General features: G+C 31.8%; 27 protein-coding genes. 12 read left to right on the top strand and 15 right to left on the bottom strand.

Features of this window, described 5'->3' with window-relative positions:
- Window positions 1-78: 78 nt before the first annotated feature.
- Window positions 79-2,331 carry a M1 family metallopeptidase gene (locus tag ACM55H_RS12735; RefSeq protein WP_416836843.1) on the bottom strand — a complete coding sequence of 751 codons (2,253 nt, stop codon included), beginning with the start codon at window positions 2,329-2,331 and terminating at the stop codon, window positions 79-81.
- Between the two features lie 244 nt (window positions 2,332-2,575).
- Between ACM55H_RS12735 and ACM55H_RS12730 the strand changes: the two genes are divergently transcribed.
- The 3 genes from ACM55H_RS12730 to ACM55H_RS12720 all read left to right on the top strand — a co-directional run bounded on the left by ACM55H_RS12730 (window position 2,576) and on the right by ACM55H_RS12720 (window position 4,672).
- Complete coding sequence (locus tag ACM55H_RS12730) at window positions 2,576-3,427, top strand: aldose 1-epimerase family protein (RefSeq protein WP_416836842.1); 852 nt, start codon at window positions 2,576-2,578, stop codon at window positions 3,425-3,427.
- Between the two features lie 21 nt (window positions 3,428-3,448).
- Entirely contained in the window at window positions 3,449-4,000 is a 552-nt protein-coding gene (locus tag ACM55H_RS12725) for a GNAT family N-acetyltransferase (RefSeq protein ID WP_416836841.1), read from the top strand.
- 120 nt (window positions 4,001-4,120) lie between these two features.
- Window positions 4,121-4,672, top strand: coding sequence for a DUF3575 domain-containing protein (locus tag ACM55H_RS12720; protein WP_416836840.1), 552 nt, complete (start codon window positions 4,121-4,123; stop codon window positions 4,670-4,672).
- 3 nt (window positions 4,673-4,675) lie between these two features.
- On the opposite strand, the gene ACM55H_RS12715 is transcribed toward ACM55H_RS12720, so the two are convergent.
- Entirely contained in the window at window positions 4,676-4,906 is a 231-nt protein-coding gene (locus ACM55H_RS12715) for a VF530 family protein (RefSeq protein WP_416836839.1), read from the bottom strand.
- 69 nt (window positions 4,907-4,975) lie between these two features.
- Here ACM55H_RS12715 and smpB point away from each other — a divergent pair, with 69 nt between their 5' ends.
- Window positions 4,976-5,428 carry an SsrA-binding protein SmpB gene (gene smpB / locus ACM55H_RS12710; protein ID WP_416836838.1) on the top strand — a complete coding sequence of 151 codons (453 nt, stop codon included), beginning with the start codon at window positions 4,976-4,978 and terminating at the stop codon, window positions 5,426-5,428.
- 84 nt (window positions 5,429-5,512) lie between these two features.
- Window positions 5,513-6,562 carry a Fic family protein gene (locus ACM55H_RS12705; protein WP_416836837.1) on the top strand — a complete coding sequence of 350 codons (1,050 nt, stop codon included), beginning with the start codon at window positions 5,513-5,515 and terminating at the stop codon, window positions 6,560-6,562.
- Window positions 6,563-6,589: 27 nt separating this feature from the next.
- Here ACM55H_RS12705 and ACM55H_RS12700 read toward each other — a convergent pair whose 3' ends face one another.
- Window positions 6,590-7,231 (bottom strand): protein-L-isoaspartate(D-aspartate) O-methyltransferase, encoded by a 642-nt coding sequence (locus tag ACM55H_RS12700; RefSeq protein ID WP_039110623.1) that lies wholly within the window; start codon window positions 7,229-7,231, stop codon window positions 6,590-6,592.
- A 144-nt stretch (window positions 7,232-7,375) separates the two neighbouring features.
- On the opposite strand from ACM55H_RS12700, the gene ACM55H_RS12695 reads away from it, so the two are divergent.
- From ACM55H_RS12695 to ACM55H_RS12665, 7 genes are all read left to right on the top strand, one after another.
- A complete protein-coding gene (locus tag ACM55H_RS12695) occupies window positions 7,376-8,341 on the top strand; it encodes a Gfo/Idh/MocA family protein (RefSeq protein WP_416836836.1) in 966 nt (321 codons plus the stop codon).
- Window positions 8,342-8,427: 86 nt separating this feature from the next.
- Window positions 8,428-9,315 (top strand): 3-hydroxyacyl-CoA dehydrogenase family protein, encoded by an 888-nt coding sequence (locus ACM55H_RS12690; protein WP_039110621.1) that lies wholly within the window; start codon window positions 8,428-8,430, stop codon window positions 9,313-9,315.
- Window position 9,316: 1 nt separating this feature from the next.
- On the top strand, window positions 9,317-9,982 hold the full coding sequence (locus ACM55H_RS12685; RefSeq protein ID WP_416836835.1) for a YggS family pyridoxal phosphate-dependent enzyme: 666 nt from the start codon (window positions 9,317-9,319) through the stop codon (window positions 9,980-9,982).
- Window positions 9,983-10,079: 97 nt separating this feature from the next.
- On the top strand, window positions 10,080-11,441 hold the full coding sequence (locus tag ACM55H_RS12680; RefSeq protein WP_416836834.1) for an exonuclease domain-containing protein: 1,362 nt from the start codon (window positions 10,080-10,082) through the stop codon (window positions 11,439-11,441).
- Between the two features lie 34 nt (window positions 11,442-11,475).
- Window positions 11,476-12,402 (top strand): tRNA (adenosine(37)-N6)-dimethylallyltransferase MiaA, encoded by a 927-nt coding sequence (gene miaA / locus ACM55H_RS12675; protein ID WP_416836833.1) that lies wholly within the window; start codon window positions 11,476-11,478, stop codon window positions 12,400-12,402.
- A 251-nt stretch (window positions 12,403-12,653) separates the two neighbouring features.
- The gene (locus ACM55H_RS12670; RefSeq protein ID WP_416836832.1) at window positions 12,654-12,920 is read left to right on the top strand and encodes a hypothetical protein; all 267 of its coding nucleotides are present in this window, start codon (window positions 12,654-12,656) and stop codon (window positions 12,918-12,920) included.
- Between the two features lie 5 nt (window positions 12,921-12,925).
- Window positions 12,926-13,666 (top strand): acyl-[acyl-carrier-protein] thioesterase, encoded by a 741-nt coding sequence (locus ACM55H_RS12665; protein ID WP_416836831.1) that lies wholly within the window; start codon window positions 12,926-12,928, stop codon window positions 13,664-13,666.
- A 76-nt stretch (window positions 13,667-13,742) separates the two neighbouring features.
- Here the strand turns inward: ACM55H_RS12665 and ACM55H_RS12660 are convergent, their stop codons facing one another.
- The 12 genes from ACM55H_RS12660 to ACM55H_RS12605 all read right to left on the bottom strand — a co-directional run bounded on the left by ACM55H_RS12660 (window position 13,743) and on the right by ACM55H_RS12605 (window position 25,584).
- Entirely contained in the window at window positions 13,743-14,459 is a 717-nt protein-coding gene (locus tag ACM55H_RS12660; protein ID WP_039110615.1) for a response regulator transcription factor, read from the bottom strand.
- A 4-nt stretch (window positions 14,460-14,463) separates the two neighbouring features.
- On the bottom strand, window positions 14,464-16,047 hold the full coding sequence (locus ACM55H_RS12655; RefSeq protein WP_039110614.1) for a sensor histidine kinase: 1,584 nt from the start codon (window positions 16,045-16,047) through the stop codon (window positions 14,464-14,466).
- Between the two features lie 59 nt (window positions 16,048-16,106).
- Entirely contained in the window at window positions 16,107-16,703 is a 597-nt protein-coding gene (gene coaE / locus ACM55H_RS12650) for a dephospho-CoA kinase (RefSeq protein WP_416836830.1), read from the bottom strand.
- A gap of 1 nt (window position 16,704) precedes the next feature.
- Window positions 16,705-17,703: a glycosyltransferase family 2 protein gene (locus ACM55H_RS12645; RefSeq protein ID WP_416836829.1), complete on the bottom strand. Its 999-nt coding sequence runs from the start codon at window positions 17,701-17,703 to the stop codon at window positions 16,705-16,707.
- Between the two features lie 131 nt (window positions 17,704-17,834).
- Window positions 17,835-19,025: an enoyl-ACP reductase FabV gene (gene fabV, locus ACM55H_RS12640; RefSeq protein ID WP_416836828.1), complete on the bottom strand. Its 1,191-nt coding sequence runs from the start codon at window positions 19,023-19,025 to the stop codon at window positions 17,835-17,837.
- 90 nt (window positions 19,026-19,115) lie between these two features.
- Window positions 19,116-20,768 carry a DNA repair protein RecN gene (gene recN, locus ACM55H_RS12635; RefSeq protein ID WP_416836827.1) on the bottom strand — a complete coding sequence of 551 codons (1,653 nt, stop codon included), beginning with the start codon at window positions 20,766-20,768 and terminating at the stop codon, window positions 19,116-19,118.
- 54 nt (window positions 20,769-20,822) lie between these two features.
- Complete coding sequence (gene porD / locus ACM55H_RS12630; RefSeq protein ID WP_416836826.1) at window positions 20,823-21,707, bottom strand: type IX secretion system protein PorD; 885 nt, start codon at window positions 21,705-21,707, stop codon at window positions 20,823-20,825.
- Window positions 21,700-22,911, bottom strand: coding sequence for a bifunctional phosphopantothenoylcysteine decarboxylase/phosphopantothenate--cysteine ligase CoaBC (gene coaBC / locus ACM55H_RS12625; RefSeq protein WP_416836825.1), 1,212 nt, complete (start codon window positions 22,909-22,911; stop codon window positions 21,700-21,702). The genes porD and coaBC overlap by 8 nt, the downstream gene beginning before the upstream one ends.
- Window positions 22,912-22,919: 8 nt before the next feature.
- Window positions 22,920-23,237: a DNA-directed RNA polymerase subunit omega gene (locus tag ACM55H_RS12620; RefSeq protein WP_035671643.1), complete on the bottom strand. Its 318-nt coding sequence runs from the start codon at window positions 23,235-23,237 to the stop codon at window positions 22,920-22,922.
- An 8-nt stretch (window positions 23,238-23,245) separates the two neighbouring features.
- Complete coding sequence (locus ACM55H_RS12615) at window positions 23,246-24,040, bottom strand: outer membrane protein assembly factor BamD (RefSeq protein ID WP_416836824.1); 795 nt, start codon at window positions 24,038-24,040, stop codon at window positions 23,246-23,248.
- 131 nt (window positions 24,041-24,171) lie between these two features.
- Complete coding sequence (dapA, locus tag ACM55H_RS12610) at window positions 24,172-25,059, bottom strand: 4-hydroxy-tetrahydrodipicolinate synthase (protein WP_416836823.1); 888 nt, start codon at window positions 25,057-25,059, stop codon at window positions 24,172-24,174.
- A 6-nt stretch (window positions 25,060-25,065) separates the two neighbouring features.
- Window positions 25,066-25,584 carry a DUF6913 domain-containing protein gene (locus ACM55H_RS12605; protein WP_416836822.1) on the bottom strand — a complete coding sequence of 173 codons (519 nt, stop codon included), beginning with the start codon at window positions 25,582-25,584 and terminating at the stop codon, window positions 25,066-25,068.
- Window positions 25,585-25,600 lie beyond the last annotated feature (16 nt).

Genomic DNA, 25,600 nt, shown 5'->3' with positions numbered 1-25,600 from the left:
AAACATTTACCTTTAAACATAAAGCAAAAAAAAAACGCCAACTTCTCAGTTGGCGTTTTTTGTAATTATAATATACTACTATTTATCTCTTGTAAATAAGAAACTCTGACCGTTAACTCCTAAAGTAAACTCACTTTTATTTTCATTAAATTGAATAGTAAGTCCCGCTGCATCAAAAACAAATTTATCTTTTCCAGCAGCAACAAGAGTCAAATTAGGTTGTCCTTCCGATTTCCCTACAAGAACTCCGTTATCTTCAGAAAAAACAAGCTTTACAGGAATTTGTTTACTTGAAAACGATCCCAAGTAAGCATCTAAGATTACATCTTTCTCTAATTCTCCTTTACCTGAAGTCCAAGTATCATTATCCGTATTAACATCTGGAAAGACATGCCCTGGGTCAAGTGTTATTGTATCAATTTCTTCAGTTGTATTTGATTTGAAAGACCAACTTTTGTTGCGTTCCCAAATTTCTACAGGAAGATTAACTCTAGTCACTTTGCCCGATTTAGACTTAATATCCAAAATTACTGGAAATGGCATTTTCTCTAAATTATCTACAGTAATAATAGCTCCTTTTGCAGGATCATTTTTTATATATTTAACTTTAGAAACTGCTTGGTCAAAACGCCAGTTATTAATAATCCAGCCTCTCCAGAACCAGTTTAAATCCTCACCGGCAACATTTTCAATGGTACGGAAAAAGTCATCTGGAGTTGGGTGCTTGAAAGCCCAACGTTCTGTATACGTTCTAAAAGCATAATCAAAACGTTCTTTTCCAAGAATTTGCTCACGTAACATAATTAATCCTGCACTTGGTTTAAAATAAGCCAAAACACCTAAATTTGCTTCTTTTAATGCATCTGGTGCAGAGAAAACTGGCTCAATTTCAGCATTTGTCATTCTGTTTGATGAACGATGCATGTCTGTAGCAGGTTGCTTGTATTCTCCATTATTAAAATCTACTGAACTCAATGAGTTGATAAATGTATTAAAGCCTTCATCCATCCAAGCAAATAATCTTTCGTTTGAACCTACAATCATAGGAAACCAACCGTGACCAAATTCGTGATCAGTAACTCCCCATAAATCATCTCCTTTAGATTCCCATCCACAAAAAACAATTCCAGGATATTCCATTCCTCCTTCATTACCGGCAACATTTGTGGCAGCAGGATAAGGAAATTCAAACCAACGTTTTGAATAGTTTTCAATAGATGTTTTAGTGTATTCAGTAGCACGACTCCAAGCTTCCTGACCATCGCTTTCAACTGGATAAGCTGAAACTGCAATAGATTTTTTTCCGCTTGGTAAATTAATTTTGGCAGCATCAATAATAAAAGCTGCTGATGAAGCAAAAGCAACATCTCTAGAATTTTTAATTTTAAATTTCCATGTCAAAGTTGCTTTACCTGCAGGTCTAGAACTTGGATTTGTAACTTCTGCAGCTGTACGAATCATAACCGTTTTGTCACTTGCAGCAGCTTGAACCCAACGTTTTTGCTGTTCAGCTGTGTAAACTTCTGAAGGGTTTTGTAAATCACCGGAACAAACTACAATATGATTAGCCGGTGCTGTGATAGATACATCAAAATCTCCATATTCTAAATAAAACTCTCCGGCACCTATATAAGGTAAAGTATTCCAACCTTTTACATCATCATACACACACATTCTAGGATACCATTGTGCAATAGTGAAAATTTTACCGTTTTTAGTATCTAAAACTCCTGTTCTGTCTGAACCGTATTTTGGTGAAATATAAGAGAAGTCAATTTTAACTTTAATTGAAGTACCATTACCATTTAATTCTTGTGGCAAAATAATTTGCATGCGAGTATCTACAATAGTAAATTTTGCTGCTTTTTCAATAACTTTTCCTCCAACTGTTGCGATAACTTTAACTGATTTGATTTTGTGACCTCCGTCAAAAATTTCTCCGTCTGCTCCGTTACGACTTCCGCTTACTGGAATAACGGCATTTCCACGAGAATCATTTTTAAATAAATTTTGGTCAACATTCATCCAAAGAAAAGTCAATTTATCTGGACTATTATTAGTATACGTTAACGTTTCAGTTCCAATGATTTCACTGGTTTTATCATTTAAATTTGCCGTTAATTGATAATCAGCTCTATTTTGCCAGTATTTTGAACCGGGTTGACCACTCGCAGAACGCGTTTCTGTTCCATTTTTTGTATAAAATCCTGGTGCAAAGGCATCATGATAATCATACTTTGACACATTTGCTTTTGTATCTTGTGCCTGAAGCGAAGAAACTCCACAAATGAAAGCTAAACACAATGTAGCTTTAATGAAATTGTTTTTCATAATTTGATTGATTTTTTACTTTTTATCTGTTTGATTAACAATAAGTATAAAAGTGAATACTTTTGTTACATTAAAAAAAAATTATTGAATAAATATTATAACAAATAAATGAAAAATAACTCACATTGTAACAAAAAAACAATTTATTAAAAAGGGTACTATTAAATAGTATAGATTTTAACTAATTTATACTATTAAACAAATTTTAAATATATTTACAATCTAAATTTAAACAGAAACTGCTTTGAAAACAGTCATTAAAAATACATTTTTAACCGCTACAATAAACAACTTCGGTGCCGAATTATGTTCACTAAAAAACAACTTCAATAAAGAATATATCTGGGAAGGAAATCCTGATTTTTGGGGTAAACACTCTCCTATTTTGTTTCCGATTGTGGGTACATTGAAAAATAATTCCTTTGATTACGATAATAAAAAGTATCATTTATCTCGTCATGGTTTTGCAAGAGAAATGGAATTTGAATTAATTGAAAAAAAGGAAAATAGCGCCACTTTTTCGATACAATCTTCTGAAGAAACGCTAAAAGTATATCCATTCGAATTTGAATTACAAATCATTTATACTTTAGAAAGCAGTAATTTATGCATCGCTTATAAAGTTATAAATAAAGGAAATTCACAAATACCATTTTCTATTGGAGCACATCCTGCATTTGCTTTACCAGGGAATTTTGAAAATTATTCCATTCAATTTGAAAAAGAAGATCCTCTACAATATTATCTTCTTGAAAATGATTTGATTTCAAATAAAACAAAAAAACTGGAAACCCAAGAAAGACAGATTCCATTAACTTACCCATTATTCGAAAATGACGCCTTGATTTTCAAAACATTAAAATCTAAATCATTAACTATTTTAGAAAATAAAAAACCTTTCTTAAAAGTGAATTTTGAGGATTTTCCAAGTTTAGGAATTTGGACAAAAATGGATGCTCCATTTCTTTGTATAGAACCTTGGTTTGGCTATTCGGATACAGGCGAAAATTCGGGGAATATATTTGAAAAAGAAGGCATTCAAATTCTGAATAAAAATGAAACTTTCGATTCTGAATTTAACATCGAAATCCTTTAATTTATAAAAAAGTAGCAACATATGTTATCTATAAATTTTAATCCATTTCCAATTTTAGAAACGAAACGTCTTTTATTAAGACGTGTTGATGCGAATGATGTAAATGAAATTTTTGCTTTACGTTCTAATCCGGAAACGATGAAATATATTCCAAGACCATTATTAAAAACAAAAGAAGATGCCTTGGAACATATTGCAATGATTGATGCTAAAATCGAAAATAATGAAGGTATAAATTGGGGAATTACTTTGAAAAACGACCCAAAACTAATTGGAATTATTGGACATTACAGAATAAAACCGGAACATTTTCGCGCCGAAATTGGCTATATGCTACTTCCTGAATTTAATGGAAAAGGAATTATTCCTGAAGCTGTAAAAGAAGTTGTCGATTATGGTTTTAATGTAATTAAGCTGCATTCAATTGAAGCTATAATTGATCCTGAAAATTTTGGTTCTGAAAAAGTTTTACAAAAAAACGGTTTTATAAAAGAAGCGCATTTAAAAGAAAATGAATTTTACGATGGACGCTTTTTAGATACTGTTATTTATTCTCTTTTGAATAAAATATAATTTAAAAATTTCAATAAAGTGTCAGTATAAAACCCCGAATTACTAGCTCCTTTGAAAGAATAATCTTTATATTTGCCGCCAAAATAAATGCTTTTTCTAAAGCATTCGGAAAACTTCAACATGAAAAAATTATTAGTAATTGCAATTCTTTTCTTTTCAATCCATTCTCAAAGTCAAACGTATGTAAAAGTAAATGCATTGACAGCTTTAGTTGCTGTACCAAACATAGGAATTGAAACTAGTATTGGAAAAAAATCTACTTTCCAATTTGATATTTTAGTTTCTCCTTGGAAATCTATAAATGGATTACCTTATGAATTCCTAACCATTATACCAGAATATCGTTATTTTTTCAAAGAAAAATATAACGGTTTTTATGCAGGTGCACATATAGGAGGATCATTGTATAAAGTATCAAAAGGGATTCATTCAAAGTTCAATCAATATGAAAATGGTTTCGGCTATATGATAGGAGCTACAATAGGATACCAGAAAAAAATCAATAACAAATTTATCTTGGATTGTTTCCTTGGGGGGGGGTCCCATCAAGGCTTTTACAAAGGATATTATGTTGGTACTAACGAACGTTACGACAAGGCAAAAGATTATAACAAAAGTGGAGAATGGTTGCCTTATCGAGGAGGAGTTATGATTTCTTATAAATTAAATTAAAATCTATTTAGGAAATTTAGGCAATGATTTAATATACAAGTCTTCCACTTGTTTTCTAGCCCAATCTGTTTTCCGTAAAAAAGTCAAACTGGATTTTACACTTGGATTATCTGTGAAACATTTAATTTTAATGAGCTCTCCCAAAGTATCAAATCCATAATATTCAACTAATTGTTCCACAATTTTTTGAAGTGTTATTCCGTGTAAAGGGTCTTTTGATTTCGAATTTTCCATTTTGCAAATTTAAGTATTTATATAAAAACAATTGGTGTTTCGTAGATTTGTTTCTACCTTTGTATTCCTATGCTGAAAACAATAAATATCTACAATAAAAGAGCCAAATTCGACTATGAAATAATCGAGACATTTACTGCTGGAATTGTTTTAGCAGGAACTGAAATTAAATCCATTCGATTAGGAAAGGCTAATATTACCGAGAGTTTTTGTGAATTTAGTAACAATGAACTTTTTGCTATCAATACTTATATTGAAGAATATACTTTTGGAAATCAATTCAACCACAAAGCCAGAAGTGAACGTAAATTACTTTTGAATAAAAGAGAATTGAAAGGATTAGTCAAAAGCGTTCAAGCCAAAGGACTAACTATTATTCCTTTGAAATTATTCACTAATGAAAAAGGAATGGCTAAACTACAAATTGGTCTTTGTAAAGGAAAGAAAACCTATGACAAGCGCGAATCGCTAAAAGAACAAGATACTAAACGTGACCTTGACAGAATAAAAAAATCATTTTAAATTAAATATTAAGTCATATTTTTGTTTTTTCATTAAATAAAAATGACTAAATTTGTCAAGACAATTTAAAACATTTTTTATAAAATGAAAACACTACTCAAAAATGCAAGAGAACAAAAAGGACTCAAAACTAGAGAAGTGGCTCAACTTTTAGGAATTGATCAAGCCTTAATTAGTAAATTTGAAAGTGGCACCAGAAAACCTACCAGAGATCAAGTTTTGAAACTTGCGGCTTTACTTGAAATAGATTTAGAAACAATAATGGTAGCTTGGCTTAAAGAGAAAATTATTTATGAAATAGGTCAAGATGAATTTGCATTAAAAGCATTGCTGGTTGCTGAGGAAGAAATAAGATACCAAAGTAAAGCATCCAAGAAAAAGCTATCCACAACATTGCAAAAAATGTTAGATGAAATAGATTCCTTGAAGACAAAATTAGATTCTTTTAGAGCTTTTGACAGTTATCGTATTGCTCAGGCATTAGAATTAGAATACACTTTTGAAAGTAATCGTATCGAAGGAAATACGATGACACTTCGTGAAACTGATTTGGTTATCAATGAAGGTTTGACAATTTCGGGTAAAAGTATGCGGGAACATCTTGAAGTAATTAATCATCAGGAAGCGATTGCTTACATTAAAGATTTGACGCAAAAAAATATTTCCATAAATGAACGAGAAGTACTTTCTATTCACAATCTTATTTTAAGAGGAATCCATCCTGAAGATGCAGGTCGCTATAGAAAAGTGCAGGTCATGATACAGGGAAGCAGTCATATACCTCCGCAACCTTTTCTGGTTGCCAAAGAAATGGAAGATTTTTTCATTTGGTTTGAAACCAATAAAAACAGTCTTCATCCTATCGTTTTGGCTACTGAAATGCACGAACGCTTAGTCACTATCCATCCATTTATCGATGGAAACGGCAGAACGTCGCGCTTGGTGATGAACTTAATTTTGTTGCAACATGGCTATATCATCGCTAATATAAAAGGTGATTATGAAAGTAGAATGCAATATTACCAAACACTGGAAACGGCTCAAACTAAAAACAATAAAGAAGATTTTTTGTTATTTATAGCTCAAATGGAAAAAGAAAGTTTAGAACGTTATCTAAGTATTATTGGTCAATAAAAACCCGCTATTTAGCGGGTTTCAGTATTAATTTCTATCTTCTAATAACGGTACAAATCGAAACTCTCCAAACTCATGTTTCTCGAATTGCGTTTCATTTTTTCTGATTAGTAAAGTCATAATTTGGACATCTTCTCCTAATGGAATAACCAACCTTCCTCCTATTTTTAACTGCGCCATCAAAGGCTGGGGAATAAATGGAGCTCCCGCAGTTACAATAATACTATCAAAAGGTGCGTAACTTGGTAACCCTTTGTATCCATCTCCAAAAGAAAGATGTTTGGGACGAATACCTAATTTTGGGAATAAAATAGAAGTTTGTTTAAACAATTCGTTTTGTCTTTCGACACTAAATACTTTTGCTCCCATGGTACACAAAACAGCGGTTTGATACCCAGAACCTGTTCCAATTTCTAAAATTTTATGCTCTTTTTTAACCTCTAATAATTGGGATTGAAAAGCTACTGTATACGGTTGAGAAATAGTTTGGCCTGCGCCAATAGGAAATGCTTTGTCTTGGTAGGCATAATCTTCAAAACTAGAATTTAAAAACAAATGTCTTGGGATTTTTTTTATCGCAGCCAAAACACTTTTATCCGTAATCCCTTTTTGTTCCAAAGTGCTTACTAACTGATTCCGAAGTCCTTGATGTTTGGCTGTGTCTTTCAAAGTTTACTATTTTATTTTGGCAAAAATAGAAAACAATTTCTAATATCAAATATTGAAAATTGAATTTAAAATACATTAAATAATTGTTCATTATCAATAAAAAATTAATCAATTAATTGCTATTTTTGTACAAATTACATAATTATGCTGAAAATTGGAGTATTAGGTGCCGGTCATCTAGGAAAAATACATTTGCGTTTATTACAACAATCAGAAAAATATGAATTGGTTGGTTTTTATGATGAAAATCTTGAAAATGGAGCCAAAATCGCTGCTGAATTTGGCTACAAACAATTTGAGACTATAGCCAAATTAATTCATGCTGTTGATGTTATAGACATCGTAACTCCTACCCTTTCTCATTACAAATGTGCTAAAGTTTCTATCAAATCAGGAAAGCACGTTTTTATTGAAAAACCCATTTCTACAACTGTTGAAGAAGCGGAAGAAATAATTGCTTTAGCCAAAGAATATAACATCAAAGGACAAGTAGGACATGTAGAACGCTTCAATCCAGCGTTTATCGCTACCAAAAACATGATTGAAAATCCGATGTTTATTGAAACGCACCGTTTGGCGGAATTCAATCCTCGTGGTACGGATGTTCCCGTAGTTCTTGATTTGATGATTCATGATATTGATGCTATTTTGAGCGTTGTAAAATCCAAAGTAAAAAATATCAATGCCAGTGGCGTTTCCGTTATAAGTGAAACTCCGGATATTGCCAATGCCCGAATCGAATTCGAAAACGGTTGTGTTGCTAATTTAACCGCGAGCAGAATTTCGATGAAGAACATGCGTAAATCGCGTTTCTTTCAGAAAGATGCCTATATCTCAGTTGATTTTCTTGAAAAGAAATGCGAAGTGGTAAAAATGAAAGATGCTCCAGAAGTTCCTGGTGATTTTGATATCATTCTACAAAATGCTGAAGGTGTAAAAAAACAAATCTACTTCTCGAATCCTGATGTAGAACAAAACAATGCTATTCTTGACGAATTGGAATCATTTGCTGATGCCATCAACAATAATACTACTCCGGTTGTAACATTAGAACAAGCAACAGAAGCTTTAAGAGTGGCATACCAAATTATCAATTGTTTTAAAAAATAAATTAAAAAATACGCTAAAAGTTTAAGGTTTAAAGGATTCAATAACACTTTAAACTTTAAACTTTTTTGACTTTAAACAAAATACCAATGAAAACAATAGCAGTTATAGGTGCAGGAACAATGGGAAATGGAATTGCCCATACTTTTGCCCAAAGTGGTTTTACCGTAAAATTAATTGATGTTTCCGAAAAATCTTTGGATAAAGGAATGGCAACTATTGCTGCCAATTTAGACCGAATGTTGACCAAAGGAACCATCACTCAAGAAGATGTAGCCAAAACAATCACCAATATAATCACTTACACAGACATCAAAGATGGCGTCGTAGGCGTAGATTTAGTAATTGAAGCAGCTACGGAAAATGTTGAATTGAAACTGAATATTTTCAAGCAATTAAACGAAGCTTGTTCTCATAATACAATTTTGGCAACTAATACTTCTTCGATTTCCATTACACAAATTGGAGCTGTTGTAGCACATCCGGAGCGTGTTATTGGAATGCACTTTATGAATCCGGTGCCAATTATGAAATTAGTGGAAATCATTCGTGGTTACAATACGAGCGACGAAGTGACTAAAATCATTATGGATTTATCTGAGAAATTAGGTAAAACTCCGGTTGAAGTAAATGATTATCCTGGTTTTGTTGCCAATAGAATTTTGATGCCCATGATTAATGAAGCCATCGAAACGTTATACAACAAGGTGGCAGGTGTTTATGAAATTGACACGGTTATGAAATTAGGAATGGGTCACCCAATGGGACCTTTACAACTAGCTGATTTTATTGGTCTTGATGTGTGTTTAGCCATTTTAAATGTAATGTACGACGGATTCAAAAATCCAAAATATGCTCCTTGCCCATTATTAGTGAACATGGTTCGGGCAGGAAAAATGGGAGTAAAAACCGGAGAAGGTTTCTACGATTATTCTGAAAGCAAAAAAGCAGAGAAGATTGCTAAACAATTTATTTAATATGTCAATCGCACAAAACCTTCTCAAAATAAAATCCACATTACCCGAATATGTAACGCTTGTTGCGGTTTCAAAAACCAAGCCCGTTGCTGATTTGATTGAAGCCTATGAAGCCGGTCAACGGATTTTTGGTGAAAACAAAATCCAGGAAATGGCTGAAAAATGGGAACAAATGCCCAAAGACATTCAATGGCATATGATTGGTCACGTTCAGACCAATAAAGTCAAATTTATGGCACAATTTGTGAGCTTGATTCATGGAGTGGATAGTTTGAAATTATTGCAGGAAATCAACAAACAAGCTCAAAAAAACAATAGAATTATCGATTGCTTATTACAAATTCATATTGCCGAAGAGGAAACTAAATTTGGTCTTGACGAGGAAGAACTTGCTTATCTCCTATCATCAAATGAATTTATGGAAATGAAAGACATTCGAATTGTAGGACTGATGGGTATGGCAACATTTACAGACAATAAAAATCAAATCAAAAAAGAATTCCTTCATTTGAAATCGATTTTTGATGCGATTCGCAGTAGAGACGCGATTAATCGCGTCTCTACGGTATCAATATTATCAATGGGAATGTCTGGTGATTATCAACTCGCAATTGAATGCGGAAGCACGATGGTTCGAATAGGAAGTAGTATCTTTGGGGGAAGATAATTTGATTTTTGATTGAGGATTAATATTTTTAATTTCAGATTTGAAAATTACTACTTAAAAAACTGATTACTAAAAAAGGAACACTGAAGACTAAAATTTGTACGCAATACTCGACATAGAAACCACTGGAGGACAATTCAACGAAGAAGGAATCACAGAAATCGCCATCTATAAATTTGACGGTCACGAAGTTGTGGATCAATTCATCAGTTTAGTTAATCCCGAAATTCCAATTCAGCCTTTCGTAGTGAAACTGACTGGAATTAATAATGCCATGTTGCGTTCTGCTCCCAAGTTTTTTGAGGTGGCCAAACGCATTATCGAAATGACGAATGATTGTGTTATTGTCGCCCATAATGCTTCTTTTGATTACAGAATATTAAGAACTGAATTCAGACGATTAGGCTATGATTTTGAAGCAAGAACCCTTTGTACGGTCGAATTGTCAAAAAAATTATTACCGGAGCAACCTTCCCATAGTTTAGGCAAACTGGTTCGTGCCCTTGGAATTCCAATGGCAGATAGACACAGAGCTAGTGGTGATGCATTGGCAACAGTGAAATTATTCAAAATCCTTTTAGAGAAAGATTTAGAAAAAGAAATTGTCAAAGATTTCATTAAACTAGAAATTGAAAAAGGAATTGCGCCCAAATTATTAGATATTGTTTCAAGTTTACCCGCAAAAACCGGAACGTATTACATTCATAACGAAAAAGGAAATCTGATTTATATTGGCAAAAGCCGAAACATAAAAAAACGCATCAACCAACATTTCACGGGAACTTCTGCTAAATGCAAAAAAATACAAGCCGAAGTTTTCACAGTAACATACGATGAAACCGGAAGTGAACTAATTGCACTTTTAAAAGAAAGTGAAGAAATAAAAGTCAATAAACCAATTCATAATCGGGCGCAAAGAAAAAGTATTTTCCAATTGGCTTTGTATGCCGAAAAAGACGAAAAAGGGTATCTCAATTTGAAACTTCAAAAAGCAGACGGACGAAAAAAAGAGATAACTTCATTTACTTCGTTACAAGAAGGAAAAAATGCTTTGTTCAGAATCACTTCCCATTACAATTTATGCCAAAAATTAACGGGTTTGTATGTTTCAAAAACAAACTGTTTTCAATACACTATAAAAGAGTGTGACGGCGCTTGTATTGGCAATATTTCTCCAGAAGAATACAATGCAAGAGTTCAGGAATTTATAGACAAAAACAGTTTCGAAAATCAAAATATGGTCCTTATAGACAGAGGAAGAACTATCAACGAGCGCAGTGCAGTTTTAATCGAAAACGGGATTTACAAAGGATATGCTTTTTATGATTTAAACTATCAAATTAACAATATCGAAATTCTTAGAAACATAATAATCCCAATGCAGAACAACCGTGACACCCGAAATATTATTCAAAGTCATGTTCGAAAAAGTAAAACGCTGAAAATAATCAAATTTTAGTTGAAATTTATTTCGGCAATTCGTTATAAAAAACATGAAATACCTAATAACTATTATCGGACCTACGGCTATAGGAAAAACTTCCTTGAGTATTGTATTAGCCAATTATTTCAAATGTGATATTCTTTCCTGTGACAGCCGACAGTTTTTCAAGGAAATGACCATTGGAACAGCTGTACCAAGCGCAACAGAATTGGCAGTAGCACCACATCATTTCATCCAAAACAAATCCATATTTGAGAATTATACCGTAGGTGATTTCGAGAAAGAAGCAATTACCAAACTCAACGAATTATTCTTGACGAATGATTATGCGATTTTGGTTGGTGGTTCAGGATTATACGTAGATGCAATTTTGAAAGGTTTTGATGAATTTCCCGAAATTGACGCTGCTGTCCGCTCAGAAATAACAGCTAATTACGAAAAATTAGGAATTGGATATTTACAACAAAAACTAGAAACCCTAGATCCTGATTATTATAAAACTTTGACAATCGAAAATCCGCAAACATTGCAAAACCCACAACGAATGATGCGTTTTGTGGAAGTATGTTTGGGTTCTGGAAAACCGTATTCTTCGTTTTTAAACCAGAAGCAAAACACACGCAACTTTACTCCTATTTTAATTGGTTTAGAAGCGGACAGAAAGATAATTTACAACCGAATCAATCAACGTGTTGATATCATGATAAACGAAGGTTTATTGGCGGAAGCAAAAACAGTATTCCCAAATAAAGAGTTGAATGCCTTACAAACCGTGGGTTATAGAGAATTATTTAGTTATTTTGACAGGGAAATTTCATTGGAATTTGCCATTGAAGAAATAAAGAAAAACACCCGACGGTTTTCTAAACGTCAATTAACATGGTTCAAAAGAAATGAAAATACCAAATGGTTTGATTTTGAAACTCCATATGAAGTTATTGTTGATTATATAAAGGTAATAAATGAAAATTATTAGAACTTATCCTAATTTGCTTTGGTTAATATTAAATTTTGTTTTCCTCATGTTTTTTGGAATTCTAATTTTTATATTTATTTCAATCTTATTTAATTTTAAAACTTACTTTTATAATTAATGACCCAAATAGATTTTGGGCAGTTTTTCCATTGATATTTACTACATTTATTTTTGTCTATTTTTATTATCAACTTTCAAATCATTTTACTTTTGCACGATTAAATACTAACGATATTTCATTCTACCAAGTAATGAAATTTAAAATTGTAAATATCAGACTTAAAGAAATTAAGGGTTATTCAAATTCAGAAATTTCATATGGAAGAATTCCTTTTAATTACACTACAAAATCTATTGTAATATATACTAAAGATGAAAATCAATTTGAACTCATAAAACTATTTAATTATAATTTTGATGATTTTACAAAAGAATTGAAAGACAATAAAATAAAATATCTAGGAAAAGAACAATATCAAAGTGGAATATACAAACGAAAATATAAATATATAAATTAAAAACAATGCCCATCTCTCCTAACTTCACATCCATTCTAAGCAAAGATTGGGAAATCAATTTCACGCAATGCGCACCAAATGGGTATTTAAAATATACTGATTTGTGTAATATTTTGCAGTTAACGGCTGCGGCACATTCTGAAATTGGCGGGATTAGTTTTTTGGATATGCAGGAATTCAACCAAGCTTGGGTTTTAAGCAGAATGCGTGTTGAAATTACTAAATTACCCAAATGGGGAGATATTTTAACGGTGAAAACGTGGATCAATTCGCTAGAAAATTCCCGTTCGGTGCGTGCTTTAGAAATGCATGTAAATGGAGAAAAAATTGTAGGTTCCGAGACTTTCTGGGCCGTTTTCAACACTAAAACCCGCAGACCGGAAGGATTAGCCTTGCCGTTTGCACATTTTGAATTATATCCAGAAAAAAAAGCCACTCAGGAAGGTTTTTCTAAGATTAATTTCAATCATGAAAAAGAAATCGTCTTTGAAAAAATAGTATTCTTGTCGGATTTAGATATTGTAAATCATGTCAATAATGTCAAATACCTGGAATGGTGTTTGGATTTAGTTGATGAAAAATTAATTCTGAATCAAAGGATTAAAAGTTTTGAAATGAATTTCCTAAAGGAATTGTCTTTAAAAGACGAAGTAATCATCCATGAAAACATTTCTGATAATGAAACCATTTTTAGTATTACGAAAGAAGATAAAACCAGCTTCGCTTTACAATTGAATTGGAAATAGAATAAATTTGTTGTTTCAACAACTCACGAAATAAATAGTTTCCAAAAAAAAGCTCCGATTTCTCGAAGCTTTACTTTTATACTGCTGTTTTATTCTTAACAACTAGTCGGAATCCTTCACCGTGGATGTTCAAGATTTCAACATCTTCATCCAGTTTCAGGTATTTTCTTAGTTTAGCGATGTACACATCCATACTTCTTGAAGTAAAGTAGTTATCATCTCTCCATATTTTTGTTAAAGCTAATTCTCTTGGCATCAAATCATTTTCATGAAGAATCAACATTTTTAATAGTTCATTCTCTTTTGGAGATAATTTAATTGGTTCCTCATCTGCAAAAGTTAAGAAACGAAGTTTAGAATTCAAATGGAATTTACCAATATTAAACTCAAATTGTACTTGTTCCGCTTTGGTATCAGAAGATTTTCTTTGAATAATTGCTTTGATTTTCATTAACAAAACTTCAGAATCAAAAGGTTTATTCAAATAATCATCGGCACCTGCTTTATATCCTTTCAATACATCCTCTTTCATAGATTTAGCAGTCAAGAAAATAATAGGCACTTCATTATTCTTTTCTCTGATTTCTTTAGCTAGTGTATATCCATCTTTATATGGCATCATTACATCTAGAATACACAAATCGTAAGTATCTTTTTTGAACTTTTCAAATCCTTCCATTCCATTTTTAGCCAAAGTGACATCGAAATCATTTAGCATTAAATAATCTTTTAGTACTGCACCAAAATTAAGGTCATCCTCCACTAAAAGTATTTTTTTATTTACATTTTCCATATTCCTAATTTATTAATGGTAATTTTATTATGAAGGTACTTCCTTTTCCCTTTTCACTTTCTACATAAACTTGACCGTTATGGTCTTCAACTATTCTTTTTACATATGCTAAACCGAGTCCGTGCCCTTTAACATTATGTATATCTCCGGTATGTTCTCTATAAAACTTTTCAAATATTCTTTTTTGAGCGACTTTACTCATTCCTAAACCGTTGTCTCTTACTTTTATAATAACCATATCTTTTACATTTTCAGTAAACACGTCGATTATTGGTGTATTTGGAGAATATTTTATAGCATTTTCTAAAATATTTACTAGCACATTCGTGAAATGAACATCATTTATTAAAACGGTAGTTCTATTGGCATCAAAATGACTTGTAATCGTTCCTTCTCTATCTTCTAATATCAAATTAACATGTTCAATGGCATCATTAATTACATCATGGATATTATTAGAATCTTTATTAATATCCAATTCTTTTTTCTCTAGTTTAGAAATCCTTAAAACATTCTCAACCTGTGCGTGCATTCGTTTATTTTCATCCCGAATCATTTGGAGGTACCTAAAGACCTTCTCTTTATCATCAATAATTTTTGGATTTTTAATGGCATCCAAAGCCAAATTAATAGTCGCTATAGGAGTTTTAAACTCATGAGTCATATTATTAATAAAATCTGTTTTAATTTCAGATATATGACGTTGACGAATCAATTGGTTCAAAGCACTTGAATATGCGATGAGAATAATAAGCGTAAATATGATTGATAGTATAGTTATACTAACGAGATCTGACAATAAATATTTCTTTTTATGAGGAAAAGTAACCAATAATTGGTATTTACTATTTCCTTCATTGTCAGTAAATATTGGAATAGAATACGTGGCGTTTTTGTCATATTTAAAATCTTTAGATTTTATTTTAGTCGCCAAATTATTATTATAAATTCCGAACTCAAATTTGGTATTAACACCATATTCTTCTAATTCTTTTTTAATGAGTTTATTTAATATTTCTTTTGAAACCCTTTCTTCAAGAGGCATTGCAGAGGCAATATCTTTAAAGAAAATTTCAAACTGTGCATTATCTAAAACATCTAAATTTCCAGATTTTTCAATTCGAACATCTGGTATCAGACTTTGTTGAACACCTGGATTATCAATATTATTATTGTTATAAACTTCGGTAACCCGTTTAGAATTAAAACTCTTAAACCTTTCGCTATCAAATTTTTTATCAAAGAACGTTGAAGAGATATTATAATCTTCAGATATAATACTATTTGAATATATTATTGTTTTATTCGTTCTAGGATTTTTTTGAACATAATAAAATTCTAATAAATCATTTTTTTTAGGAATCTTTCCTGTACTATCTTTATAATGATTGTATTTATCATAAAAACTATAAGCCTCTTGTTGCTGAAGCTTATCTGCCACATTACCAATAACTTGCTTAACATGAAATTTAAATTGTTCATCATTATTCTTAAATGAGGTATTAAACCAATACACCTGAACAAGAATTATTCCTATCAGGGACAAACTCATCAACAATACAAGCAATCTAAAAAAAAGTTTATTCATCGAGACAAAATTAGTATTTTAACAATATATTAAATAATACATTAACCAAAGATTAACATCTAAGACACATTTTGTTTAATCTTTAAAATTTTAAGAATTTTAAGAATTTCTGTTTTTACAGCTTCAATAGAAGTATTTTCAATAACAAAATCACTTTTCAAAATACGCTGATCATCAGTCCATTGTGAATTTATTCTTTTCAAAACAAGTGCTCTAGTCGTTTTATCTCTTTCAATAACCCTTTGAATCCTTGATTCTACTGGAGCTGTGACACTTATAATCACATCGCAATCTTTATAACGACCACTTTCAAATAAGATAGCAGCTTCATAAATAACGTAAGGATTATCTTTATGCTTCAAAATCCATTCATCAAAATGTTTTTTTACGGCAGGGTGAACAATTTTATTGAGTTGCTCTAGTTTTTCAGAATTACTAAATACAATTTCGGCCAATTTTTCTCTACTCAATACATCATTTTCAAAAATAGAATTACCAAATACCTTTTTAATGGCTTCAATAATTTCTGATGATTGCATATTTTTTTTTGCCTCATCGTCAGCAATATAAACTGGAATGCCATATGATTGAAAAATAGTAGCAATAGTAGTTTTACCACTTCCAATACCCCCGGTTAAGCCAATTATTTTTGTCATATTATTTTTTGAAAAATAACTCAGGAAAAGTTTCTTGTGGTTTTTGTTTCAGAATGATGATTTTTATAAATGATTCCAAAAATCCTGTTCCATAACCATAAAATTGTTTCCAAACAGCTATTAAAGATAAATATCCTATTTTGAAGCTTTTATTTTGATAAGTAGACACCAAAAATAATACCAAAAAATAAACAAAATACAACTGCAATAGTTTATCAAAATTGAAAACCAATAATACTAATGAAGTAAAAAATCCTATTATAAAAACCGAAGGAAAGAAAAAAGTAAGCTTGTTATATTGTGGGTACCAACTGTTGAGAATGGGTCTTGCTTTACCAAATTTATTCACCTGAACAGAAAATTTATCCCAATCAATCCTTCTTTTGTGATACACATAAGCTTTAGGAAAAAGTTTAGTCTCAAAACCTAAATTCCACAAACGAATTGATAAATCCGGATCTTCACCAGGATGTATATTTCCAAAACCTTTGGAAGCCTCAAAAGCTTTTCGAGACAATCCCATGTTAAAGCTTCTAGGCTGAAATTTATCAATTTTTTCAGAACCACCTCTAATTCCACCTGTAGTAAGAAAAGATGTCATCGCAAAATTGATTGCTTTTTGAATATCCGAAAAACTATCCAAAGCTTTATCCGGACCACCAAAACAATCTACATAATTTTGTTTTAATGCTTTCTCTACTTCATTTAAATACGCTTCAGGAATAATGCAATCCGAGTCAAAAATAATAAAGTAATCTCCTCTAGCCTTTGTCATTCCGTAATTTCTAGAATCACCTGGACCAGAATTTTCTTTAAAATAATAGGAAATATCCAGTCTGTCTCCATATTTTTGAGCAACATCCTTACAAGGTAAAGTGGAACCATCTTCAATAATAACAATTTCAAAAATTTCGTTGTAAGTTGAATGGGACAAACTTTCCAAAAGTTCATCAACTTCATCTGGGCGATTGTAAACTGGTATAATCAGGGAAAATAACATAAATTAAGAATGTGGTATTAAAGATGTTTTTTAAACTCAAAAAATTTTAACAAATATAATCTTTATCCATAAAAAAACCATCAACTATTAATTGATGGTTTTATAAATATTTAATTTACTAAATATTAGGATTACGCAATACTTTCAATGTTTACCACTTCGTTTGCATCTGCTTTATAATCTACCCCTTGAACGTCAAAGCCAAACAGATTATAAAAATCTTTTCTGTAACCCTCTAAATCACCTATTTCAGATAAGTTTTCAGTAACAGCCTCAATCCATAATTTAGCTACTTTTTCTTGAACATCAGAACGCATTTCTAAATCGTCAATACGAATTCTTCCTTTCTCATCTACAGGAACTTCATTTCCGGTATACAATCTCTCTTGGTATAAACGTTGAATTTGCTCAATACAACCTTCATGAATCCCTTCTTCTTTCATTATTTTGTACAATAAAGAAATATACAATGGGATAACAGGAATCGCAGAACTTGCTTGAGTTACTAATGCTTTGTTTACAGAAACAAATGCTTTCCCATCAATATCGGCTAAACTGTCAGTGATAGCAAATGCTGTCGCTTCAAGATGATCTTTAGCACGACCTATTGTTCCTTTTCTATAAACTGCCTCAGTCAATGATGGTCCAATATAAGAATAAGCAACAGTTGTTACTCCAGGTGCCAATAAATTTTCTGCTTTTAAAGCGTCAATCCACATACCCCAATCTTCACCGCCCATTACAGCAATCGTATTTTCAATATCATCACCACTGCATGGCTCAATAGAAATTTCAGAAACTTTACCAGAATGGAAATCAACAGTTTTGTTTGTAAAAGTACTTCCAATTGGTTTTAAAACAGAACGATGCATTACACCTGTAACCGGATGAACACGAACTGGAGAAGCTAAACTATAAATTATTAAATCAATTTGACCTAAATCAGCTTTGATAAGATCTAATGTTTGTTTTTTTATTTCATTCGAAAATGCATCACCATTGATACTTTTTGCATATAAACCTGCTTTATGCGCTTCGTTTTCGAAAGCTGCAGAATTATACCAACCTGGTGAAGCCGTTTTTCCTTCAGAAGGTGCTTTTTCAAAAAACACACCAATCGTTGCTGCATTAGAACCAAAAGCACTTGTAATTCTTGAAGCCAACCCAAAACCAGTTGAAGCTCCAATTACTAAGACTTTTTTAGCACCATTAATATTTCCTTTTGATTGTATATATTCTATCTGATTTTTAACATTTTGTTCGCATCCTTTTGGGTGAGATGTCGTACAAATAAATCCTCTCATTCTAGGTTCTATAATCATATTTGGTTATTCTTTAATTTAATTTTTTGTATAATTGTTTTAAGCTTTCGCAAAATGCTTCCTAAAAGGGAACAAATATAAAGCAAAATATTAGTTCAACAAGGCTTTTGCATGATTTAAGGCTGATTCAGAAACGATTGTTCCTGATAACATTTGTGCAATTTCCACTACTCTATCTTCCTCATTCAACAGCTTTAGCTCCGATTGTGTATCGTCACCAACAGTCGATTTAAATACTTTGAAATGCGCATTCCCTTTTGCCGCGATTTGAGGTAAATGCGTAATGGCAAAAATTTGCATCTCCTGACTCATTTCTTTCATGATTTCTCCCATTCTGATTGCAATCTCACCGGAAACCCCCGTGTCAATTTCATCAAAAATTAGTGTTGGCAATTTCGAATATTGTGCCAATATTGCTTTAACTGCCAGCATGATTCTCGACATTTCCCCACCGGAAGCCACTTTTTTCAATAAGCCAAAATCAGTTCCTTTATTGGCCGAAAATAAAAACTGAAGTTCATCTTTTCCATTTTGAAAATACGTTTCACCAGCATTAATATCGATTTTGAAACGGACATTAGGCATTCCTAACGTTTCTAAAATCGAAATCAACTTTTGAGATAAAACTGGAATCGATTCAAATCTATTATCATGAATTATATTCGACATGACGTCTAATGTGGTTGTTTTTTGTTCAATCGAATGCGTTAATGCTATAATTTCTTCTTCGATATTCCCTAGCTCTAAAACTGAATTTTCTAAGTTAGTTTGAATTTCCAGTAATTCATCCACCGTAGTAACCTGATGTTTCTTTTGCAAATTAAAAATAACCTGTAACTTTTGGCTGATTAAGTCCAATTGCTCTGGATCATTAATAAGTTTTTCCGAACAACGATTCATCTCTTCTGAAATATCATCAAACTCAATCGTTACGCTTGTAATTCTTTCCAACAAAGAATGGTAATCCACTGAAAAGGGTGCGATTTTCTGTAATGAAATTTTAATTTCTTTCAAATTATTCATCACTCCTATCTGTTCCTCATTGGCAATAGCCAAAGCTTTATCGATAGACTCTTTGATAATCTCAACATTATTCAACTTCTCAAAATCAGCTTCAAGAGTTTCTTGTTCCCCTGATTTTAATTGGGCCGCAATTAATTCATCCAACAAAAAAGTATTGTATTCTTGTTCTTTCTTAGATTCGCTTTGTCTTTTCAGCAGCGAATTCAATTTGGATTTATCCGATTTATAACTTTTCAAAAGCGATTGGTAATCCAGAATTGTCTCTTTATTATTGGCAATGGCATCAATAATATCGAACTGAACATTTTCATCCGAAAGCTCTTGAGTTTGCTGTTGCGAATGAATATCAATTAAGAACAAACTCAATTCTTGAAGTTCCTGAAGATTTACCGGACTGTCATTAATAAAAGCTCTAGATTTCCCCGAAGGCAGAATTTCACGTCTAATTATAGTTTCATTTTCATAGTCCAAATCATTGGCATCGAAAAACGGCAACAAATTATACTTTGAAATTTCAAAATGAGCTTCAATGATGCACTTTTCTTCCTTATTTTTCAAAGAAGTTAAGTCGGCTCTTTTTCCTAAAACCAGTCCCAATGCGCCTAAAATTATTGATTTACCAGCACCTGTTTCTCCTGTAATAGTTGAGAAACCTTTTGAAAAATCGATAGTCAATTTTTCTATTAAAGCATAGTTTTTTATCGAAAGTGACGTTATCATTTATATGTTATTTGTTATGAGGAGTTGGAATTAAACTAGAAATTGAAAAAACAATTAATATTTTATAAGCCCCCATTTACTTGAATTCAGAGGAGAAATTTTATTCAGATTATCGACTAAATCTGATATAGTAATACTTGGTCCACCAGAAAATATAGAAACTATTTCATCTGATTTAGCATCAAAAAAGACACGCGTCAAAAAAGCATTAGGTCTTGAAGCATTTAATTTTGACAGATTAATTAACGATCCTTTTATTTTTTCTTTCGAAGCTTTTAAATCTTGACTCATTAAGTCTAATCCTGTATGATAGTCATACATGGTTTGTCTGACTTGTTTAAATGCAGGTGATAAAATATCGTTTATCAAAAAATATCGATTTTGATTTCCATCTGTTTGTCCCCATCCTTTAGACCCTCCTTGTTGTGCCACATTGGAAATATTCTGGGCTATTTCAAAATTTGGATTTCCTGATTCCAAAACAAACGTATCTGAATCCATTCCTAAAATCACATAACTGTAAAAAGCAATTACAGAAACTAAATTAGAATCGAAAGTAGTTGGATTAAAAATTAAATTTTCGAACTCAGTATATCTAAAACTAAAGTCTTTATCATTAAAATTTAATACTGGAGATGCGTAGGAAGAATTAAAAATAGGTCTTGATGATTGCACCTGAATAGTGGCCGTAAATTGATCCGAACTATTTGATGAAACGGTAATATACATAGAGCAATTAATCTTTTCGTTTTGCTTAAAAGTCTGCCCTGTCCAATCCGTTTTGTTTACAAATTCACTTATCGATGTTTCCAGCGTCTTGAAAACTTGCTGATTTGCATTACTTAATTTTTGTGCATTTACTGTCACAGTACAATTTAACTGTTGCGCTTGCGAAAGCCCAAAAGTCAGTAGTAAAAGAAAAGTAATTATTTTATGCATAAAAGTGTGCTATTACTTTGTTTAATATATCATCAGCAACTGCTTCTTTCGATTTTAATTCCATGGCTTCGATAGTAAAAAACTTATCTATAAAAGTAATTTTATTTGTTGTCTTTCCAAAACCGGCTCCTTCATCTTGCAATGAATTTAGAACTATCAAATCTAAGTTTTTTTTCTGAATTTTCAACTTAGCATTTTCAATTTCATTTTCTGTTTCTAAAGCAAAACCAATTAAAAACTGATTTTTTTTACTTTCTCCTAAAGAGGCTAAGATATCTTTTGTTTTCTCTAGTTCAATAGTGAAATCATCTGTATTCTTTTTTATCTTTTGCAAAGCCACATTCTTAGGCTTATAATCCGCTACAGCAGCAGCAGCAATAGCAACATCTACATGAGCATAATATTGATGACAGGCATCATACATTTCCTGAGCAGAAACTACAGGAATCACTTTTATCAATGGATTGGTTGCTTTACAATGTGTAGGACCTGTAACTAATAGCACTGAAGCTCCCAAATTTGCTGCACTTGAGGCAATATCAAAACCCATTTTCCCCGAAGAATGATTTCCTATAAAACGCACAGGATCTATTGCTTCGTATGTGGGACCGGCAGTAATTAATATTTTTTTTCCTTTTAAGGGTAATCTGCTTTCTAAATCAGCTTCTATAAATGCAACAATGTGTTCCGGTTCTGCCATTCTACCTTCTCCTGAAAGTCCACTGGCTAATTCTCCACTTTCAGCAGGAATTATTGTGTCACCAAATTCAGTCAGCGAGAAAAAATTAGCAACGGTAGAGGGATGTTTGTACATATCCAAGTCCATTGCAGGTGCATAATAAACAGGACATTTTGCCGATAAATAAGCTGCAATCAAAAGATTATCACAAGTACCATTTGCCATTTTTGACAAGGTATTTGCAGTAGCTGGAGCAATCACCATCAAATCAGCCCAAAGTGCCAATTCAACATGATTATTCCATATCTCATTCTCGTCGTCTTGATTGTAAAAGCTCGAAAATACAGGATTTTTAGATAACGTAGATAACGTTAATGGAGTTATAAAATCCTTAGAAGCAGGTGTCATTATCACTTGGACATGTGCACCTGCTTTTATAAAAAGTCGTACTAATGAAGCTGTTTTATAGGCTGCAATTCCACCAGAAATACCTAGTAAAATTTTCTTACCGTTTAAAACTGACATTACTACTATTACTTATTTGAATCTCTGTGGTAGATTTTACCATCTAACCATTCTTGAACTGCTAAAGCGTGAGGCTTAGGCAATTTTTCGTAAAATTTTGAAACCTCAATTTGTTCTTTGTTTTCAAAAACTTCTTCAAGACTGTCATTATATGTAGCAAATTCTTCCAATTTCTCAGTCAATTCTTTTTTGATTTCAGAATTGATTTGGTTTGCTCTTTTAGCCATAATGGTTATCGCTTCATACACGTTACCAGTAGGTTCTTCAATAACATTCTTGTTGTATGTTATTGTATTTACTGGAGCATTCGTCTTTTTTAAATCCATGACTTTATTTATTTAGTAAATTTTTGTAAATCTTTATCAATCCTTGCAAACATTTCGTCTGCTTTCTTTTTGTATTTTGTATTGGCATCAAATTTTACCAAATTAGAATGTGCCACTTTTGCAACATTTAATCGCTCTTCCATTTTTGCAGGAATACTATTGATTGCCAGTTGATACGCTGAATCATATTTATAAAATAAGGCATCTTCCTTGAATTTTGTTCCAGGATAATCCGCTATAAAATTATCAAAAGCAACTATCGCTGATTTATAATCTGAAATAGTATTATATCCTTTTGCATTTTCATAAACTTTCTTCTCTATTTTATCACTTAGCACTTTTAAAGTTGCATTTGCTTCTGTCAAATATTCTGAATTAGGATAAGAATCAATAAAAGATTGTAATTTATCTATCGCTTTCACAGTATCTGCCTGGTCTAAGCTATAAGACGGTGATAACTTAGAATAACTTTTAGTACCTAAATAAGCCGCTTCCTGTATTTTTTCACTTTTTGGATAACCCGAAACAAAACTTTCAAATTGATATCCCGCTAAATAATATTGTTTGGTTTTATAGTACGACTGAGAGAACATGTAAAACAATTTTTCCGCTTGAGGCTTCCCTCTGTATGCCGGAGCAATTTGTTCAAAAAGACGAATTGCTTTTGAATATTTACCAGCATCGTACAATTTCGTAGCTATATCAAATTTTACAGCAACATCTTCGGTTTTTAGTGCTTTTTGGTATTCGTTACAAGAACTGAAAAGTGCCACAAGAAGCAATAGAGATATTATTTTTTTCATTTTTTTACTTTTTTTACGATTTCGTTGTTGTGTTCAACCTACAGAAAATCATACCGAAGTTTCGGTGGCAAATTTAGTTATTAATTTAGCTACTACAAAATATATTTTTGCTTAAAAAAAGACGCTGTTTTTTACGCTTGTTTATTGATTTTTTTAACAAATAGATCAATTCTGTTAGCCAACGATTCATCTACTTTTATCAATGGTAAACGCACCGTATTTTCAGCAATTCCTAGTGAGAGAAACACTTGTTTGATTCCTGCAGGATTTCCCTGCTCAAAAATCATATCAATACAATCTGATAAAAGGTATTGCGTTTTGAACGCTTCATCTACTTTTCTATTTAAACCCAATCGAATCATTTCAGAAAATTCTTTTGGAAAACCTTGTCCAATTACAGATATAACGCCAGATCCACCTGCTAAAATCATTGGTAATGCAATCATATCATCACCAGAAATCACAAGAAAATCTTTTGGTTTGTTTTTCAATATTTGCATTGCTTGAACAATATCACCAGCTGCTTCCTTGATAGCAACTACATTTTCAAAATCATTTGCTAAACGCAAAACAGTTGATGGTAACATATTACTAGCTGTTCTTCCTGGAACATTATACAAGATTACAGGAATCGGAGAAGCTTCAGCAACAGCTTTAAAGTGTTGGTAAATTCCTTCCTGAGTTGGTTTATTATAATATGGAGAAACCGAAAGTATAGCAGCAAATTTTGACAAATCTCTCGTTTTAAGCTCGTCTACGACTTTCATTGTATTATTACCTCCAACGCCTAATACTAATGGTAATCTTCCATTATTAGTTTCTATTACTGTCTTGATAACCAATTCTTTTTCATCTTGGGACAACGTTGCATTTTCAGCAGTTGTACCAAGTACGACAAGGTATTCAATTCCATTATCTATGGAAAAATTAACAATTCTTTTTAATGCTTCAGTATCAATTGAAAAATCTTCGTTAAATGGCGTTACAAGGGCAACACCTGTTCCTATTAATGATTGCATATTGGATTATAATTTGTTTAATATTTTTAAATATCTAAATAATTCATGAATGAAAACTTTATAATTTTCGGCACTGGTATTAATCATCAAATGATTTAATCTTTTGTCTATTGATGAAAATCCAACTTTAAATAATGCTTTTGAATTGTGAGTAGCAACCATTAAAATTGCTTTTTCAACATCATAATAATTGATTAGCAAATCAAAATTTTCGTTTATAAAATCATTTACCTGTGAATCAGTAATCTCCCCTTTCCAATTGAGATGTTTTGCTCCAAAAGCAGGATACTGATGCGCATCGCTTTTTTTAAATTTGTCTTTGTAAACAATAACTTTAATATTGTCTGCTGAAATTCCGTTTGCAATTAATTCTTTAATCAAGACCTCTTTTTTCGAAAAATAACTAGCATCTATAAGTAAACCTACAGTTTGTATCGAAGTTGAAAGCGAACTGCTTTTAACATTATGCAAGCTGTTTTTTAATATTTTTTTTACAGAAAAATCCTTTATGTAATTTAAAAACATATTACTTTTACTTGTT

It is taken from the genome of Flavobacterium cryoconiti (assembly GCF_048158645.1).
GTDB lineage: Bacteria > Bacteroidota > Bacteroidia > Flavobacteriales > Flavobacteriaceae > Flavobacterium > Flavobacterium cryoconiti.
Note: the sequence above shows the minus strand (reverse complement) of the source record. Positions and strands in the feature narration are given on the sequence as shown.

Bases quoted from the DNA above. Each gene is read 5' to 3' on its own strand.
- ACM55H_RS12655 (WP_039110614.1), bottom strand. From the start codon at position 16,047: ATGAATAAACTTTTTTTTAGATTGCTTGTATTGTTGATGAGTTTGTCC.
- ACM55H_RS12645 (WP_416836829.1), bottom strand. From the start codon at position 17,703: ATGTTATTTTCCCTGATTATACCAGTTTACAATCGCCCAGATGAAGTT.
- coaBC (WP_416836825.1), bottom strand. From the start codon at position 22,911: ATGTCAGTTTTAAACGGTAAGAAAATTTTACTAGGTATTTCTGGTGGA.
- smpB (WP_416836838.1), top strand. From the start codon at position 4,976: ATGCTGAAAACAATAAATATCTACAATAAAAGAGCCAAATTCGACTAT.
- ACM55H_RS12665 (WP_416836831.1), top strand. From the start codon at position 12,926: ATGCCCATCTCTCCTAACTTCACATCCATTCTAAGCAAAGATTGGGAA.
- ACM55H_RS12605 (WP_416836822.1), bottom strand. From the start codon at position 25,584: ATGTTTTTAAATTACATAAAGGATTTTTCTGTAAAAAAAATATTAAAA.
- ACM55H_RS12725 (WP_416836841.1), top strand. From the start codon at position 3,449: ATGTTATCTATAAATTTTAATCCATTTCCAATTTTAGAAACGAAACGT.
- recN (WP_416836827.1), bottom strand. From the start codon at position 20,768: ATGATAACGTCACTTTCGATAAAAAACTATGCTTTAATAGAAAAATTG.
- ACM55H_RS12620 (WP_035671643.1), bottom strand. From the start codon at position 23,237: ATGGATTTAAAAAAGACGAATGCTCCAGTAAATACAATAACATACAAC.
- ACM55H_RS12695 (WP_416836836.1), top strand. From the start codon at position 7,376: ATGCTGAAAATTGGAGTATTAGGTGCCGGTCATCTAGGAAAAATACAT.
- ACM55H_RS12660 (WP_039110615.1), bottom strand. From the start codon at position 14,459: ATGGAAAATGTAAATAAAAAAATACTTTTAGTGGAGGATGACCTTAAT.
- coaE (WP_416836830.1), bottom strand. From the start codon at position 16,703: ATGACAAAAATAATTGGCTTAACCGGGGGTATTGGAAGTGGTAAAACT.
- miaA (WP_416836833.1), top strand. From the start codon at position 11,476: ATGAAATACCTAATAACTATTATCGGACCTACGGCTATAGGAAAAACT.
- ACM55H_RS12705 (WP_416836837.1), top strand. From the start codon at position 5,513: ATGAAAACACTACTCAAAAATGCAAGAGAACAAAAAGGACTCAAAACT.
- fabV (WP_416836828.1), bottom strand. From the start codon at position 19,025: ATGATTATAGAACCTAGAATGAGAGGATTTATTTGTACGACATCTCAC.
- ACM55H_RS12690 (WP_039110621.1), top strand. From the start codon at position 8,428: ATGAAAACAATAGCAGTTATAGGTGCAGGAACAATGGGAAATGGAATT.
- ACM55H_RS12715 (WP_416836839.1), bottom strand. From the start codon at position 4,906: ATGGAAAATTCGAAATCAAAAGACCCTTTACACGGAATAACACTTCAA.
- ACM55H_RS12615 (WP_416836824.1), bottom strand. From the start codon at position 24,040: ATGAAAAAAATAATATCTCTATTGCTTCTTGTGGCACTTTTCAGTTCT.
- porD (WP_416836826.1), bottom strand. From the start codon at position 21,707: ATGCATAAAATAATTACTTTTCTTTTACTACTGACTTTTGGGCTTTCG.
- dapA (WP_416836823.1), bottom strand. From the start codon at position 25,059: ATGCAATCATTAATAGGAACAGGTGTTGCCCTTGTAACGCCATTTAAC.
- ACM55H_RS12735 (WP_416836843.1), bottom strand. From the start codon at position 2,331: ATGAAAAACAATTTCATTAAAGCTACATTGTGTTTAGCTTTCATTTGT.
- ACM55H_RS12720 (WP_416836840.1), top strand. From the start codon at position 4,121: ATGAAAAAATTATTAGTAATTGCAATTCTTTTCTTTTCAATCCATTCT.
- ACM55H_RS12670 (WP_416836832.1), top strand. From the start codon at position 12,654: ATGAAATTTAAAATTGTAAATATCAGACTTAAAGAAATTAAGGGTTAT.
- ACM55H_RS12685 (WP_416836835.1), top strand. From the start codon at position 9,317: ATGTCAATCGCACAAAACCTTCTCAAAATAAAATCCACATTACCCGAA.